This is a genomic window from Bradyrhizobium sp. AUGA SZCCT0160, assembly GCF_018130105.1.
In the GTDB taxonomy this organism is placed as follows: domain Bacteria; phylum Pseudomonadota; class Alphaproteobacteria; order Rhizobiales; family Xanthobacteraceae; genus Bradyrhizobium.
This window is the reverse complement of the sequence record NZ_JAFCMD010000020.1, coordinates 64,352-80,051: the sequence shown is the minus strand read 5'-3', so window position 1 is coordinate 80,051 and position 15,700 is coordinate 64,352. Positions and strand designations below refer to the sequence as shown.

Annotated in this window: 15 protein-coding genes; 9 read left to right on the top strand and 6 right to left on the bottom strand. The window is 64.0% G+C overall.

The annotated features are described in order from the left end of the window. Positions 1-113: 113 nt before the first annotated feature. The 6 genes from JQ558_RS27465 to JQ558_RS27440 all read left to right on the top strand — a co-directional run bounded on the left by JQ558_RS27465 (position 114) and on the right by JQ558_RS27440 (position 6,285). Positions 114-1,628, top strand: a complete 1,515-nt coding sequence (locus tag JQ558_RS27465; protein ID WP_212295736.1) for an amidase — start codon at positions 114-116, stop codon at positions 1,626-1,628. Between the two features lie 35 nt (positions 1,629-1,663). Then, the gene (locus tag JQ558_RS27460) at positions 1,664-2,521 is read left to right on the top strand and encodes a branched-chain amino acid ABC transporter permease (RefSeq protein ID WP_212204436.1); all 858 of its coding nucleotides are present in this window, start codon (positions 1,664-1,666) and stop codon (positions 2,519-2,521) included. Between the two features lie 3 nt (positions 2,522-2,524). Next, the gene (locus tag JQ558_RS27455; RefSeq protein WP_212295735.1) at positions 2,525-3,745 is read left to right on the top strand and encodes a substrate-binding protein; all 1,221 of its coding nucleotides are present in this window, start codon (positions 2,525-2,527) and stop codon (positions 3,743-3,745) included. 72 nt (positions 3,746-3,817) lie between these two features. Then, on the top strand, positions 3,818-4,867 hold the full coding sequence (locus JQ558_RS27450) for a branched-chain amino acid ABC transporter permease (protein WP_212295734.1): 1,050 nt from the start codon (positions 3,818-3,820) through the stop codon (positions 4,865-4,867). Further along, positions 4,854-5,588 (top strand): ABC transporter ATP-binding protein, encoded by a 735-nt coding sequence (locus tag JQ558_RS27445; protein ID WP_212295733.1) that lies wholly within the window; start codon positions 4,854-4,856, stop codon positions 5,586-5,588. Before JQ558_RS27450 ends, JQ558_RS27445 begins: the two co-directional genes overlap by 14 nt. Before the next feature lie 73 nt (positions 5,589-5,661). After that, on the top strand, positions 5,662-6,285 hold the full coding sequence (locus JQ558_RS27440; RefSeq protein WP_249142663.1) for an ABC transporter ATP-binding protein: 624 nt from the start codon (positions 5,662-5,664) through the stop codon (positions 6,283-6,285). 118 nt (positions 6,286-6,403) lie between these two features. Here JQ558_RS27440 and JQ558_RS27435 read toward each other — a convergent pair whose 3' ends face one another. Beyond that, on the bottom strand, positions 6,404-7,201 hold the full coding sequence (locus JQ558_RS27435; protein ID WP_212295731.1) for a thioesterase family protein: 798 nt from the start codon (positions 7,199-7,201) through the stop codon (positions 6,404-6,406). Between the two features lie 166 nt (positions 7,202-7,367). Here JQ558_RS27435 and JQ558_RS27430 point away from each other — a divergent pair, with 166 nt between their 5' ends. Both JQ558_RS27430 and JQ558_RS27425 read left to right on the top strand, forming a co-directional pair. Beyond that, positions 7,368-8,030, top strand: coding sequence for a DsbA family protein (locus tag JQ558_RS27430; RefSeq protein ID WP_212295730.1), 663 nt, complete (start codon positions 7,368-7,370; stop codon positions 8,028-8,030). Between the two features lie 138 nt (positions 8,031-8,168). Beyond that, positions 8,169-8,807, top strand: coding sequence for an NIPSNAP family protein (locus tag JQ558_RS27425; protein ID WP_212295729.1), 639 nt, complete (start codon positions 8,169-8,171; stop codon positions 8,805-8,807). Between the two features lie 112 nt (positions 8,808-8,919). On the opposite strand, the gene JQ558_RS27420 is transcribed toward JQ558_RS27425, so the two are convergent. The 4 genes from JQ558_RS27420 to JQ558_RS27405 all read right to left on the bottom strand — a co-directional run bounded on the left by JQ558_RS27420 (position 8,920) and on the right by JQ558_RS27405 (position 12,783). Next, complete coding sequence (locus JQ558_RS27420) at positions 8,920-9,864, bottom strand: cupin-like domain-containing protein (protein WP_212295728.1); 945 nt, start codon at positions 9,862-9,864, stop codon at positions 8,920-8,922. Further along, the gene (locus JQ558_RS27415; protein WP_212295727.1) at positions 9,861-11,066 is read right to left on the bottom strand and encodes a GNAT family N-acetyltransferase; all 1,206 of its coding nucleotides are present in this window, start codon (positions 11,064-11,066) and stop codon (positions 9,861-9,863) included. Before JQ558_RS27415 ends, JQ558_RS27420 begins: the two co-directional genes overlap by 4 nt. 284 nt (positions 11,067-11,350) lie before the next feature. Then, entirely contained in the window at positions 11,351-11,554 is a 204-nt protein-coding gene (locus tag JQ558_RS27410) for a cold-shock protein (RefSeq protein WP_192734282.1), read from the bottom strand. A 305-nt stretch (positions 11,555-11,859) separates the two neighbouring features. Next, positions 11,860-12,783, bottom strand: coding sequence for an aminotransferase class IV (locus JQ558_RS27405; RefSeq protein WP_212295726.1), 924 nt, complete (start codon positions 12,781-12,783; stop codon positions 11,860-11,862). 326 nt (positions 12,784-13,109) lie between these two features. On the opposite strand from JQ558_RS27405, the gene JQ558_RS27400 reads away from it, so the two are divergent. Then, positions 13,110-15,029 carry an adenylate/guanylate cyclase domain-containing protein gene (locus tag JQ558_RS27400; RefSeq protein ID WP_212295725.1) on the top strand — a complete coding sequence of 640 codons (1,920 nt, stop codon included), beginning with the start codon at positions 13,110-13,112 and terminating at the stop codon, positions 15,027-15,029. Between the two features lie 29 nt (positions 15,030-15,058). On the opposite strand, the gene JQ558_RS27395 is transcribed toward JQ558_RS27400, so the two are convergent. Next, a complete protein-coding gene (locus JQ558_RS27395) occupies positions 15,059-15,688 on the bottom strand; it encodes a ferric reductase-like transmembrane domain-containing protein (protein ID WP_212295724.1) in 630 nt (209 codons plus the stop codon). Positions 15,689-15,700: the final 12 nt, after the last annotated feature.

The following is a 15,700-nucleotide window of genomic DNA, read 5'->3' as shown; positions in this document are numbered from 1 at the left end:
GTTGCAAAATAATACTTGAAAAGGAAAACATTTCCGTTTCTAGTGATGGGCGTGGGGTTGGGGCCCTCAGCAAATTTCCTTCGCGAGCCGTCAAAGAAACAGGAGAATCCATCGTGACAGTAGCGCTTCCTACTCCCGACCAACTGCGCGCGGTTGCCGACCAATGCGGTCTGGCCTTGACCGATGAGGACGTCGCTTCCTTCCGTGGGTTGATGCAGGGCTCGGTCGATGCCTACAACGCCGTCGGCGCGATGGCCGACGAAGTCCCGATCGTGAAGTACCCGCGGACCCCTGGCTATCGCCCGTCGCCGGAAGAAAATACGCGCAACGCCTGGTACCGCAAATCGACCGTCAAGGGCGCCGCCAGCGGCAAGCTGAAGGGCAAGGTCGTGGCGCTGAAGGACAACATCATGCTGGCTGGCGTGCCCATGATGAACGGCTCCGCAACGCTCGAAGGCTATGTGCCGGATTTCGACGCCACCATCGTTACCCGCATGCTCGATGCCGGCGCCGACATTGCCGGCAAGGTGCATTGCGAGAACTTCTGCATCTCCGGCGGCAGCCATACCAATGCGACCGGTCCGGTGCATAACCCGCACAAGATGGGTTATTCCGCCGGCGGATCGTCGTCCGGCAGCGCGGTCGTGGTCGCGCTCGGCGAAGTCGACATGGCGATCGGCGGCGACCAGGGCGGATCGATCCGGATGCCGTCGTCGTTCAGCGGCACCTACGGCATGAAGCCGACCTGGGGTCTGGTGCCCTATACCGGCATCATGCCGATCGAGATCTTCGTCGATCACACCGGGCCGATGACCGCAAACGTCGCCGACAATGCCTTGCTGCTCGAAGTGATCGCCGGTGACGACGGCTATGATCCCCGGATCAAGTCGCCCGAGGTGCAGAACTACACCAAGGCGCTGGGCGCCGGCATCAAGGGCATGAAGATCGCCATCGTCAAGGAAGGTTTTGAGCAGGCCGGCGCCGAAGCCGACGTCAACCGGAGCGTGATGGAAGCGGCGAAGCGGCTGGCGAGCCTCGGCGCGACAGTCGAACAGGTTTCAATCCCGCTCCACATGGTGGCGCCGGCGGTCTGGACGCCGATTGGCGCCGAAGGCATCGCCCAGACCATGATGTTCGGCGACGGCTATGGTCTCAGCCGTGCCGATCTGTACTCGACGTCACTGATGGATTTTCATCGCGGCTGGCGCGGGCAGGCGGACTCGCTGTCGGAAACGACAAAACTGTTCCTGATGCTCGGCGTCTACATCAACAATAATTTCGGGCCGCGCTACTACGGCAAATCCGTCAACATCTCGCGGCGTATCACCGCCGCCTATGACAAGGTGCTGGCGAACTACGATCTGCTGTTGATGCCGACAACGCCGATGAAGGCGACGCCGCTGCCGGCGCCCGGCGCCTCCCGGGAGGAGGTGTGCCAGCGCGCTTTCGAGATGATCACCAACACCGCGCCGTTCGACATCACGCATCACCCGGCGATGTCGATTCCCTGCGGCATGGTCGACGGCCTTCCGGTCGGGCTGATGCTGGTCGGCCGGCATTTCGATGAAATGACCATCTATCGCGCGGCGCACGCCTTCGAGCAGGCGGGAGACTGGAAGAAAATGTAAGCAGCCGAACGCCGCAATGCTGCTGGTGATGGCATATGGATAACCTGTTCGTCGCACTGTTCGAGATCCTGAGTTTCGGCGCGATCGTCGTTCTGGTCGTGCTGGGACTCGGAATCATCGCCAGCATGATGGGCATCTTCAACTTCGCGCAGGGCGAGTTCGTCCTGCTCGGCGCTTACGTCACCTATATCGTGCACAGCGCGGGCGCGCCGGTCTGGATCGGCATGGCGGCCGCCCCCTTCGTCGTCGGCGCGCTGGGATTTGTGCTGGAGCGGAGCATCGTCCGGCGATTTTACGCCGCACCGATCGTGGCGATGCTGGGCACCTACGCGCTCGGGCTGATCATCCGCGAAATCGTCCGCGGTCTGATCGGCGGGCTCTATCTGTCGGTCCCGGAGCCGCTCGGCGGTTCGGTCAATATCGGGACCATGCATTTTTCCAGCTGGCGGCTGGTGATCATCCTGATCACGGCGCTGGTGATGATCGGCAGCTATCTGCTGCTGGCGCGCACCGCCTTCGGACTGCGCATTCGTGCCTCGCTGGAAAACCCCGCGCTGGCCCGTGCCTCCGGCATTTCGACCAATGCGATCTATGGCGCCACCTTTGCCTTCGGCGCCGCGCTTGCAGGCCTTGCGGGGGCGCTGATCGTGCCGGTGTTCTCGCTGTTTGCCGATCTCGGCCTGCGCTTCCTGATCCAGGGGTTCGTTGCCGTCATGGTCGGCGGGGTCGGCTCGTTCGCCGGACCGGTCGCGGGCGCCGGCGTCATCGGCACGCTCGCCGCGGCGCTGCCCTGGATCATCCCGCCGGTGATTGCCGACGTCCTCGTGTTCGTACTTGCCATCATCTTCATCAAGTTTCGGCCGCAAGGCCTGATTTCAGGAAAAGGGGTCTAGTCCATGTCCAGCGATCACAGCCATCTCAACCGCCGGCGGTTCCTCTCCAACTTCGCCTTTGCCAGCACCGCCATTGCCACCGGTGTCGGCAGTTGGGTCGTTCGCCCCGATTGGGCGAACGCCGCGGCCGCCCCGATCAAGGTCGGCATCGCGACCGACTTGACCGGCCCGATCGGTTACGCCGGCAACGCGGATGCGAACGTCGCAAAGATGGTGGTCAAGGAAATCAACGATTCCGGCGGCTTGCTCGGCCGGCCGCTGGAATTGTTCATCGAGGACACCGCGTCGAATGAATCGGTCGCGGTCGGCAACGTCCGGAAACTGATCCAGCGCGACAAGGTCGATCTGGTGCTGGGCGGCATCACCAGCTCGATGCGCAACGCCATCAAGGACGTCATCGTCGCGCGCGGCAAGACGCTCTACATCTACCCGCAGCTCTACGAGGGCAAGGAGTGCACGCCCTATCTGTTCTGTACCGGCCCGACGCCGGCGCAGCAGTGCGACGAGTTCATCCCCTGGCTGATCAAGAACGGCGGCAAGCGGTTCGCGCTGCCGAGCGCCAACTATGTCTGGCCGCACACCCTGAACGTCTATGCCCGCAAGGTGATCGAGGCCAATGGCGGCGAGGTGGTCTTCGAAGAATATTATCCGCTCGACCAGATCGACTTCAGCGCCACGGTGAACCGGGTCATCTCCAACAAGGTCGACGTGGTGTTCAACACCGTGATCCCGCCTGGGGTCGGGCCGTTTTTCAAGCAGCTTTACGAGGCGGGGTTCCTCAAGAATGGCGGCCGGCTATCCTGCGTCTACTACGACGAGAACACGCTCAACATCAACCAGGCGGCCGAGATCGAGGGACTTGCGAGCTGCCTCGACTATTTCAAGGCGCTCACGCCTGAAGACCCCTTCAGCGCCAAACTTCATGCAGCTTACGAAAAGCAGTTCCCGGGCACGTTCCTGTTCGCCGCGGGCAGTGCCGCGACCGGGACCTATCGTGGCCTTAAACTGTGGGAGGCGGCGGTCAAGGAGGCCGGCAAGATTGATCGCGACGGGGTCGCGGCGGCGCTGGATCACGCCAAGATCGCCGAAGGTCCCGGCGGGCCCGCGGAAATGGTTCCCGGCAAGCGGCATTGCAAGATGAAGATGTACACGGCGGTTGCCAAGGGCGGCAATTATGAGATCGTCGCGCGCAGCGCCGGCCTCGTCGATCCCAAAGAATGCTGATGTAATGCTGAGCGTGGCGCTGCGGCGGCCGAAAGCCACCGTTAACTCCGGAGCAGGTTTGCTGGCCATTTGATGACAGAAACGACACAGACGACGTCGCTGCCGCTTCCCGGTCGGGTCGGCCGCCAGCGCCGATGGCGAGTGCTGCCGATCATTGAAGTCGCGGTACTGGTGATCGCCGTGCTGCTGCCGTTCGTCCTCAAGGACTATCTGACGATCTACGCCACGCGGGTCCTGATCCTGTGCCTGTTTGCGCTCTCGTTCGATCTGGTGTGGGGATATGCCGGCATCATGAGCTTTGGACAGGCCGTGTTCTTCGGCACCGCCGGTTATGGCGTGGCGCTGATTGCGCGCGACCTCGGCGTGACGTCGATCCTGCTCGTCCTGCCGGCCGGGCTTTTGATCGGTTTTGCCTTTGCGCTGCTGCTCGGCGGGTTTCTGCTGCTCGGACGTCATCCATCCAGCGTGATTTTTGTCTCATTGGGCACGCTGACCGGCTCCTACGCGGCCGACCGCGTGGCGCGGGGCTGGTATTATCTCGGCGGCCAGAACGGCATTCCCTCGATCCCGCCGATGTCCCTCGGCAGCTACGACATCACGGAAGGGCCGGTCTATTACTACCTGACGCTCGGTATTCTGCTGGCGGTCTACCTGCTGTGCCGTTTTCTGGTGCGATCGCAATTCGGTCTGGCGCTGGCAGGTCTGCGCGAGAACGAGCAGCGGATCGCCTTCTTCGGCTATCAGGTGCAGCGCCTCAAGGCGATCATCTTTTCCTTTGCCGGCGCCGTCGCGGGGCTCGCGGGCAGTCTTTATGCGTTTCACGAAGGGTTCGTTTGGCCCAACATGCTGGGCGTGGTGATCTCGACGCAGGTGGTACTCTACGTTTTGTTCGGCGGCTCCGGCACGCTGATCGGCGCGGTGATCGGCACGGTCGCGATAGAGGCGGTCAGTTTCTGGCTGTCGAACTCCTATCAGGACATCTGGCCGATCATCCTCGGCGTATTGCTGCTGCTGGTCATCCTGTTTCGCCCGGCCGGCCTGGTCAGCCTGATCCTGAGCGAGCGCGAGCGTGTCGGCAATTTCGGCCGGCTGCCGGAGGAGGGCGATCGTGGCTCTTCTTGAAGCGCGCGGCCTGATCAAGATTTTCGGCAAGCTGACGGCGCTGAACGGCGCCGATCTCACTGTTTTCGAAAACGAATTCCACGGCCTGATCGGACCCAACGGTTCGGGCAAGAGCACGCTGATGAAATGCGTCGCCGGGGCCGAGATCCCGACCTCGGGCACGGTGACGTTCGGCGGCCGCGATATCTCGCAGGCGTCGCCGGCGGAGCGGGCGCGCGCCGGCATGAGTCTGAAGTTCCAGATCACCAGTGTGCTGCCGGCATTGACGCTGTACGACAACATTCTGCTGGCGCTGCAGGCCCAGTGCTCGCTGCCCAGCCTGGTGTTTTCGCGCAGCCGCGGCGTGCTGCACGATCGCGCCATGGCGATGCTCGAGCAGTTCCGTCTGGTCGATCGCGCGGCGGAGCCGGCGTCCGCGCTGTCGCATGGCCAGCAGCAATGGCTTGAAATCGCAATGGCGCTGGCGCCCGAACCAAAACTTCTTCTGCTGGACGAGCCGACCGGCGGCATGAGCCTCGAGGAACGCCGGGTGACCGGCGAACTCCTGCAGCCGATCAAGAAAAAATGCTCCCTCGTCATCGTCGAGCACGACCTCGATTTCATCCGGGACATCTGCGACCGGCTGACCGTGCTCGACCAGGGCAGCGTGCTCGATTGCGGTTCGGTGTCGCATATCCAGTCGAGCGCCCGGGTGCAGGAGGTCTATCTCCGCCGTGCCTGATAAGGACAGATATCTCGACATCCAAAGCGTCGACGCCGGCTATGGCCGCAGCCAGGTGCTGTTCGGCGTCAGCATGGCGGTGCCGTGGCGGGGCGGCGTCGCCATTCTCGGCCGCAACGGCGCCGGCAAGACCACGCTGATGAAGGCCATCGTCGGCGAATTGCCGCTGCTCTCAGGCGCCGTCAGTCTCGATGGCCGCAGCGTCGGCGCGCTGCCGACCGAGCAGCGTATCCGCCTCGGCCTCGGCTACGTCCCGCAGGAGCACTCGGTGTTCGGCAGGCTGTCGGTGCGCGACAATCTCGCCGTCGGCGCATTGACCAACCGCGACAGCCAGGCCGTCAACCGCGTGCTGGAGATTTTTCCAAAGCTCGGCCAGCGCATGGATCAGGTTGCCGGCACATTGTCCGGCGGCGAACGCAAGATGCTCGCGATCGGCCGCGCGCTGTTGTCGAACCCGCGGGTGTTGTTGCTGGACGAGCCGACCGAAGGCGTCTGGATCGGTGTGATCGAGGAAATCACCGAGCGCCTGATCCTGCTGGCGAAGGATATCGCCATCGTGATCGTCGAGCAGCATCTCGATCTCGCGCTCCGCGTCGCGGACCGCGCCTTCGTGCTCGACCGCGGCAGGGTCGCGCTATCAGGACCGGCGCAGGAAGTCCGCGACGATCCAAGGCTGCTGCAGTATCTGGCGCCTTGAAACGCCAAACGTCGTCATGCCCGGCCTTGTGCCGGGCATCCACGTCTTTGCGGTCTCGCGGCCAGAAAGACGTGGATGGCCGGGACAAGCCCGGCCATGACGGAGAATCAACCAACCCTCACGACGCCTGCGCCTGCGCCTCGCGCCGCTCGAACGTCATCGCCTGCAGCACTTCGGCGAACGCACCCTTGCGGTCGCTCAGGGTTGCCATCGTCAGCCCCGCGCCATTGGCGCCGGCGCGGGTGCGCGAGCGGATCAGGATCCATTCGCCCTCGGGCGGGCGGAAGAAGTAGAGGCTGATCTCGGGATTGATGAACGTCCATTCGCGCATGTCGACGATCTGGCCGACGCCTGAGGCAAAATCCGCGGCCTGCACCGCCTGCAACAGCGGCGTGTTGGCCTCGCCCTCGACCATGGGCACATCGAGCCGCATCCATGCCGCGGCCGGTCCCGGCTTTTCCAGCGCGCCTTCGATGAGGCGCACCGAGACGTTCTGGAAATAGCGGCTCCATTTCTGCGCGAAGGCGGGCGGCGGCGTACCTTGTTCCGGCGGCGCATCGTTGGCCGAACTCCTGGAGTAGGGATCGGCGGGCGACTCGTTGCCCTGTGCGGTCAGCAAGGCCGTGCAGCGGCCGATCTCGGTGTCGCCGTCGGCCAGCCGGACCTGGATGGTCTTGGCCTTGCGGCCGTCGCGCAGCATCTCGGTCTCAACGCCGAAGGCGCGCAACCCGGCCGGGCGCCACAGATCGAAGGTGAGGCGGCGCACGGCAAATCCGGATGCGCTGGCCAGCCGCTCGACCTCGCGCGTCATCAGCGCCGTGGTCGCGCTGCCCTGCAGCATATCCGGCGACCACGGCCCGCCGGCATGCTCGCTGGCGCGAAAGAGGGGGCCTTCCGGCTTGAAAATGGAGGTCATGGCAGGTCTCCGCGGTTGAATCGTTGCCCGATTTCTACGGACGCCTGTCCGCGGCCACAATAACCGCGGAGGTTATGTAATGGCGGCATGCGGCGCGGGGCCTTGCCCCGGGCCTCAATCGGCTTACTTTCCGGCCATCATTTGCCGCCACCTTGGGAGCCGCGCCATGAGCTTGAAACCACTGAAGATCGACATCGTCTCCGACGTGGTCTGTCCGTGGTGCTATATCGGCAAGCGCCGGATCGAGAACGCGCTGGCGCTGGTGCCGGATGTGCCGGTCGAGGTGCGCTGGCGGCCGTTCTTCCTCAATAATTGGGTGCCGCGCGAGGGCATCAGCCGCGACGAATATCTTACCGCCAAGTTCGGCTCGGTCGAAGCCTACAAGAGCATCGCCGGCCGCGTCGTCACGGCCGCGGGCGAAGAGGGCCTGACCTATCGGCCCGAGCTCGTGAAGCGCCAGCCCAACACCACCGATTGCCACCGCCTGATCCACTGGGCGGAAGCGCAGGGCAAATCCGGCGAGATGAAGCAGCGCCTGATGGAGTTGTATTTTCGCGACGGCGGCGATCTTACCGACGTCGACGTGCTGGTGCAGGCCGCCGCCGATATCGGCCTCGATGCCGACGACGTGCGCAAGCGCCTTGCCACCGACGAGGACCTTGCGCTGATCTCGGGCCAGGCCCAGGAAGCCTCCGACAAGGGCATCTCCGGCGTGCCGACCTTCGTGCTGGCGCAGAAGTACGCGATATCAGGCGCCCAGCCCGCCGACCAACTCGCCCGCGCCATCCGTCAGGTGTCGGGCGAGATCAACGCGCAGGCGGCGGAATAGGCCGGACGTTTGCTGAGTTCGTCATGCCCGGGCTTGTCCCGGGCATCCACGTCCTTATGCGGGCACAACAAGAAATTCGTGGATGGCCGGGACAAGCCCGGCCATGACGATTAGAAAAGTGAACTCCGAGGAAACCCCATGATCTACGAACTGCGAACCTACACCGTAAAGCCCGGCACGCTCGGCGATATGGTGAAAGCGGCGAGCACGGTGTCGGCTGACATCCGCAAGAACGACTACGGCAAGCTCGAAGGCTACTGGATGACCGAGATCGGGCCGCTCAACCAGGTCCTGCACATGTGGAGCTACAACAGTTTCGAGGAGCGCGCGAAGCTTCGCGCCGAGCTCTCCAAGAATCCGCGCTGGACGGCCGAGTACATTCCGCTGATCCGTCCGCTGCTGGTTCGTCAGGACGTCCGCCTGATGAACGCGGTGAAGCCGCCGGTGGCCCCGGCATCCGCGGGCAATGTCTATGAACTGCGCAACTACCGCGGCAAGCCGGCAGGCGGCATCAAGCAATGGCTCGATGCGTTCACCGCGGTGCTGCCGGAACGCGAGAAATATTCAAAGATCGTCGGCCTCTGGCTGACCGAGGCAGGCGAGCCCAACGAAGCCTGCCACATCTGGGCCTACCCTGACCTCAACGCGCGCGCACAAGCGCGTGGCAACGCCCTGAACGATCCGGCCTGGCAGGAATTTTTGGGCAAGGGCCCAAGCTTTCTGGAAGAGATGCACTCGACCATCATGCTGCCGGCGCCGCACTCGCCGTTGAAGTAGACGCGACACTCTTCGTCATGGCCGGGCTTGTCCCGGCCATCCACGTCTTTCTTGCTTCAGTGAAGCGTAGACGTGGATGCCCGGGACAAGCCCGGCCATGACAGCAAAAGCATCACGTCCCCTTCAAATAATAATTCGCCCGTTTCCCCAGCGCGATGCGGCGCAGCACGCGGCGCATCGCCATCGAGGCGCGGAGCGGTTTGATCGCTGATGTCACCGTGCGGTAGAAGGCGAGCTTGACCGCGTCGCGAACCGGCTGCCGGCCGGGCGGCTGCTGCGGCAGACCGATGCCGCGCAGCATCGAATTGAAGAAGTGCAGATCGTTGAGGCGGCGCACTTCGCGCGTCTTCCAGGTGATCGCCATCGAGATCGAGAACTGGTCGGCGGTGCGCACCCAATGCGGCCACTGATACGGCACGTAGCAGCCGTCGCCGGCGAACAGATGAAATTCCTTGCCTCGGGCGGCAAAGCTCTCGTCATATTTCAAATTGCGATGCTTGGTCATCGAGCGCTCGATCTCGTCGTCGGAGATGATGCTGCGGTCGGTATTGTCCAGGATCGTGAAGAATTTTTCGCCGTGGATGTGCACGAAGAAATTGTCTTCGCTGTCGAGATGGAACGGCGTGGTCGAATTCGGCGAGGACACGAACAGGAAACCCTCGAGCTGTTCGAAGCCGGCGTCGGCTAAGCTGTTGAAGCCGCGGGCGCGCGCCACCGAGAGCAGGGTGTCTTCGAGCAGCTGGCGATATTCCGGTGAATTCTCCACCCGCTTGAGCACCATCCAGGCGCCGGCGGTCTCGATGCTCTTCACCACTTCCACGGGATCGAGATCAACCGAGGGAATGGCGTCGGGATCCTGGCTGATCGCGACCTTGCCAGAATTGTATTCGATCAGATCGCGCGGCAACTCAGCAGCCAATTGCGCGATGCGCGGCAGCATCAGAAGCGGATGGCCGGCCAGCTTGTGGCGGATCGCGAACGGTTTTAGCGGAAAGTCGCGGCGCAAGGCATCGTTGTCGGCTGCAATCACCGGCGCTACGGCGGTCTGGGTATTCATGAGGATTTCTCCTGGCGTTCTCTGATAAAACGGATGGCGCGGCGCGCCGGCTCGCGGGCCAGCTTGCGCAAGCTCAAGGCGGTTTGCGCCAGCGTTGCGACCACGTCGCCCCGCCGCAGCGGAATCAGCACATCGCCGATCGCGAGCCGTCCGCGCCAGATCGGATTGATCATGGGGTGGTCGGCATTGGCGGTGGAATCGACCAGCGTAATTGTGGGATCGGCGCAGAGATGCCGGGTCAGATCGAGCGTCAGCTGCACGCCCGGCGAGAATCTCGAAAAGCGTTCGTCGACGCCGAGCTTGAAATAGAACGCACGGTCCTGATGCCGCAGCACGATGGCTGCTGCCACCGGCGTCTCGCCGGCGCGCAACGTCACGATCTCGCATTGGCCGGTGGCCGCGAGCGCGCAAGTGGCACGGCGGATAAAGGCGGCATCGCCCGCGTGCTGCACCAATGCCGTGCCGCGCTTGGCTTTCCAGCCGCTGGCTTCCAGCGCCAGGAACGTCTCGAGCGCGGCCGTAACCTCGGCGGGCGTGCGCGCAACGTTGAAATGCACCTCGCCATGGTCGCCAAGCCGGTTACGCTGCCGGCGCAGCTCTTTCAGTTTCTTCGGTCCCAGCCCGTCGCGCAGCAACTCATCGGGGTCGAGGGTGGCATCGAGCGCGGCGCGGACATGCGACTGCAGCACGCGCGGCGTGAGGCCGTCGCGGGCCAGGACAGCGGTGAAGGCCTTCATCGCGGCGCCGTCCAGCGACATGTCGCGCAGCATCAGCGCGTGAGCGCCGGCCTTGCGCGCGCCGTCCAGCAGGCGCCCGGCAGCTTGCTCGGCATGATCGCGGCCCAGCACCGGCGTGGACAGCGAGCCATAGGGATCGGCGCTGACCCAAACGGGCAGCGGAATCTTGTAAGCGCGCCACATCGAAATAACCGGCATCAACCCGGTCAACTCAGCGGTATCGCTCCAGGCACTCAATGCAGAAGCACCGACGCGTCCGCGCGCGGAAGCGTTGACCGCCAATTCCCATTCCGGGAGGTAATAGCCGTTGGGCTCGGCGACGCGCTCCGACAGCGCGCGCCATTGGGCGGCGGGGATGTCGGCAAGCGGCGTCAGCGCACCGGCAGACGCCACCGACGCGCGCGTGCGCGCGGCATCCCCTGGCGATGCACGACGGACTACCGATGTCTCTGCAATCTCGGCCACTTCCCCGTTTCCCCGGTCGCGATGTCGAGCGCGGCACCAACAGGGTGCCGCCTGCTTCCATCACGTTCTGGGTGCAACGCTAGCGCAGAGAAATGGAAAATGCCGGTGGGCCGACGCCCGGATTTGAGCGGTTATGTTAACGGCTGATTCAGCATGCCGCTGCGGCAGGCTGCGAGGATAAGCGTTCAACCATCTCCGGCCGGGCAAGCGGCTGTTTTGACGGCCCGGATCGCAGGAGTGGGGACGTAGCCCCCGCCGGCGTGAACCGGCGGGAAATATCTTCGTTAGCCAACTCTCAGATTTTCAGCCGAGGTCTTGCCGCGGTTTTCTTTTTCTTCGTAGCTGACCTTGGCGCCCTCATTCAGGGAACTCAGTCCGGCCTTTTCTACCGCCGAGATATGCACGAACACATCCTTGCCGCCGCTGTCGGGCTGGATAAACCCGAATCCCTTGGTTGCGTTGAACCACTTCACAGTACCTGTCGCCACGTCCGCACTCCCTAGTTTTGATCGAGGAGGCACCCTAGGTCCGTCTGAGGGTGCTCCGCAAGGCCCTCTGGAGCGAATCGGCGGTCGGCAGGGACCGTCAGCCATCTGCTGGAACAGCTGGGGCTGTCGTTGGCCATGCGCGGATCCATGGAGCGAAACCATCGACACCGCTTCCTTGGATCCATCCATTGCCGGAAGCCAACGGGTCCCGCGAATGCGCCCGACGATAAACTCCGCGATATGCGGGTCTTGGGAAGCACCCGGATGTCGCTGCGCATCCGGGGGCTACTGTGGCTGCGCGCCGTTCATTCACCCGCTTCGGCCATCTCGTACCGGACCGGCGTGTGATGCCAGCCCTCGTCGTGCTTCTTCCAATAAATATCCTTGAGCCGCGTCGAGATCGGCCCGGGCCGGTCGTTGCCGAGGATGCGCGCGCCGATGCGCGACGCCGGCATGACGCCGCCGGCGGTGGTCGCGAGAAAGACCTCGTCGGCGTAGTCGAGCGCCGATCGCGGGATCGGCTCGACCGCCGCCTCGATGCCGAGTTCGGCGCACAGTTCCAGCACCGATTGCCGCGTGATCCCGCGCAGGCTGCCGCGATCGGGCGTCGTCACCCGTCCGTCGCGCACGACGAAGACGTTGAAGCCCGGCCCCTCGGTAAGAAAACCCTGCGCGTCGCACAGCACGGCGGTGTCGAAACCGGCATCGTGCGCCTCCATCAGGCCGGAGGTCAGGTCGTTCCACTGGTAGTTCTTCACCGTGGGATCGACCGAGGCGTCGGGCACGCGCGGCGTCGAGGCGATGAAGACATGCGCGCCGCGCGCCTGCACATCTTTCGGCACGACGTCGATCCAGGGCAGCGCATAGGCGATCAAATGGTTTTCGCAATCCGCCGGCCGGCGCGATCCCATCACCCGCGGCCGTCCGCGCGAGGCCACCATCGCGACATAGGCATCCGCAAGACCGGTGAGCGCGACACAGCGATGCAGGATTGCCTCGATCGCGGCGCGGTCTTCCGGCGGATGGATTCGCCGCTTTTCCATCGAGCGCTCGAACCGGTCGAGGTGATCTCGGAGCCGGAAGAATCCACCCTTGAATACATGCACGACGTCATAGACGACGTCGGAGCGCGTAAAACCCCAATCGGTCACCGGCAGCGTCGCCTCGGCGATCGGAACATAGCGTCCGCGGACGTAGCCGGCGCCATCGGGGTAGGGGGAGGTGGTCATGATTGTCTCCCGAGGAGAGGGATGTTCCGGGTGGCGACGTATGCATAGTACGCAAATGCAAGATACGCCGCCAGCGCAACCAAAGTCCCCCGTGGCAGTTCGATCAAATCGATGACCGTCGTTGCAGTCAGGCGTATCCGATCCGATGAGGCATCCTGAATACCCCTGCGGCGATATAGCCCGCCACAAGACCGGCAATAACGTTGAATTGTTTCGCCATGAGAGGATGAATTATATTTTGTGCAATCGGCTCGACCGGTAGATTTTCGGACGGCATTGCCGGACCAGGACCTGTTCGTGGAATAAGCCCGGCATTGGATCCGCTGATGACCATCCCCACGCCAATTCGACGTGCCGCGCCGCCTCCTCGAGAAGGAGGGCTGCCGATCACGTGGCTGCTGTCGCTAACTCTCATTGGACTGGTGCTCGCCGCAGTGCTTCCCGTCGTGGCGCTTGGCTATTATGCCGCGCGAGAGAACACAGGCCGTCTCCTGCGCGACCGCTCCGAACTTGTGCTGGATCTGGTGGTCGAACGCTTGAGCGCGCATCTGGATCCGGTCCGCGCCCAGATGACCTACCTTGCCGCGGCGATCCGCGAGGGCCGACTGGATCCTAACGACGACGCAGGCATGGCGCGTTTTGTCCTGGGAGCGTTGGCGGCGACGCCGCAGGTGGTGGGCATCTCGGTGACGCGATCCAATTTTAGCGTGCGCCGCTATGATCGCGCGGACGGCCGCAGCTACGACACGTTGGATGCGTCGGTTTTTCCCGCGGTCGTGCGCAGCGTCGAGGACGCACAGGTCGATCCCGAGCCGCGCTGGTTCGGTCCGCTGGTCAGCCCGCTGCTGGCGCAAGGTCAGGTCATTCTCGCACTGAGAATGCCGCTACGCGGGCCGACTGAGAACGCAGCCGGCGCAAGTGAAGATGACGCGGGGCCGTTTCTTGGCGTCCTGGTGGCCGCGATCTCGGTTGCGGAATTGTCGCGCTACGTTGGCGAGATCGGAGGCGCGATCGGTCAAACGCCCTTCATCCTCTCGGGCCGCGACCGCGTCCTCGCCCACCCGGCGCTGTCGATGCCAAAAACGATTGCGGGCGCCAGGGTGGAAGATCCGCTGCCCCGGGTCGATAGCTTCTACAAGGACAATGCGCTTGCCAATATCTGGGCGCGCGCGCCCAACCCGCTGTCCTCGCTCGCTCCGTTCAGGCGTTCTGAAGGTCATTTCTCCTGGATGGGCGACGGCGGCTTCGACAGCCACGTTTATGTTTACCGGCAGATTGCGGGCTACGGCGATGTTGGCTGGATTGTCGGGGTGCATTATCGAGGCTCGGATACGCGCCAGGAGCGTTGGCTCGTGCTTGGTGCCGGGCTCGGCGGTCTGGTGCTGCTCGCCCTGGCGGTGGGGGCGGCTATCATGATCGCGAGGCGGCTGGGAAGGCCGGTGCTCGGACTTGCAGAGGCGGCGGCGCGCATCGAGGCGCTGGAATTCGACGGCGTACGGCGGCTCCCGCGCGGACGCGTGCGTGAACTCAACCGGGCGGCCGGCGCCTTCGAGCGGATGGCGGCGGGTCTGGTCTGGTTCGAAACCTATCTGCCCAAGACGCTCGTGCGCCGCCTTGTCGCTCATGGCATGGCCGGGGCGCCGGAAGCCGAGACGCGCGAGGTCACGGTGCTGTTCACCGACCTTGAGAACTACACGGCGTACTCGGCCGACCGCCACGCCGCCGAGGTGGTAAGCTATCTCAACCAACTCCTGTCGCGCGTCGGGCCGCTCATCGAGGAGAGCGGTGGCACGATCGACAAATACATCGGCGATAGCATCATGGCCTTTTGGGGCGCGCCGGAGCCGCGCCCCGACCACGCCGCCGATGCCTGCGGTGCGGCGCTCGCCATAGCCGCAGAGGTGAGCGCCTTCAACGCGGAGCGCCGTGCCAATGGCCTGCATGCCTGCCGCATGCGCCTCGGGCTCCACAGCGGTACTGTCGCCGTTGGCAACGTCGGATTTTCGGGCCGGGTCGACTACACGATCATTGGCCGTACGGTCAACACTGCGCAACGCCTGGAGCAGTGCGGCAAAGAGGCGGCGGCGGAGGATGAGGTCGTGGTGCTCGTATCGGAAACGACGCAGGCTCAGGCAGGTCCGCACTTCGAATTCACACCATGCCCGTCGCTCCGCCTGGACGGCGCAGGTCTGATCGCACGCCTCATCAGGCGGATCCCTCGCGACGAAACATCGCCAGCGTCTTGAGATCCTTATCGCTATCAATTTCGCCTGGTTTACTGTCGCGTAACGCTCTCTCCGCGCAACGTCCCTCGCTTTCTCCATACCCGCAGGTCAGCCATGACTTTTATGGTCGCCGCAAGGACCAGCGCGCAAAGCGCGGCCTTCGTCATCGTCTCCATCGTCCCCTCGATCAGGATGCCGTGGACCACGCTGCCGACGACGATGACAATCGCGAGGGGCATATGGACGACACGCCACGTTCGCGCTCGCAGTCCCAATCGTCGGCGAAGTGCCGCTATGATTGCGACGGCGAAGATGGCCCACATGGCGACCACACCCCACGGGGAGAACGGCGTTGGCGATGAGAACAGAAGGGCGTCAATCATATCAGGGGGACTGGTGATCCAGAGGCCGGCGACGTGGACCACCACCGCCACGACCAGCGCGCCTCCGATCCAGTGATGTGCGCGTCGTCCACGATAAGCCGACAGTCCCGGCAAGTATCCGCCAATCAGCAAAGGCTGAACGAGCACAAGACCCAGTGCGATAATCCCTGCGAACCCGGCCAGTATGTAGAGCGGATCGCGCCATGCGAGCAGCGGGCTCGCTGCTGCAGCGGCGATCGGCACGCAAATGGCTGCTGCAAGGGCGGCCCAGATCAGGGTCACCTTCGCCAATCTCATCCCCGTGTTCCC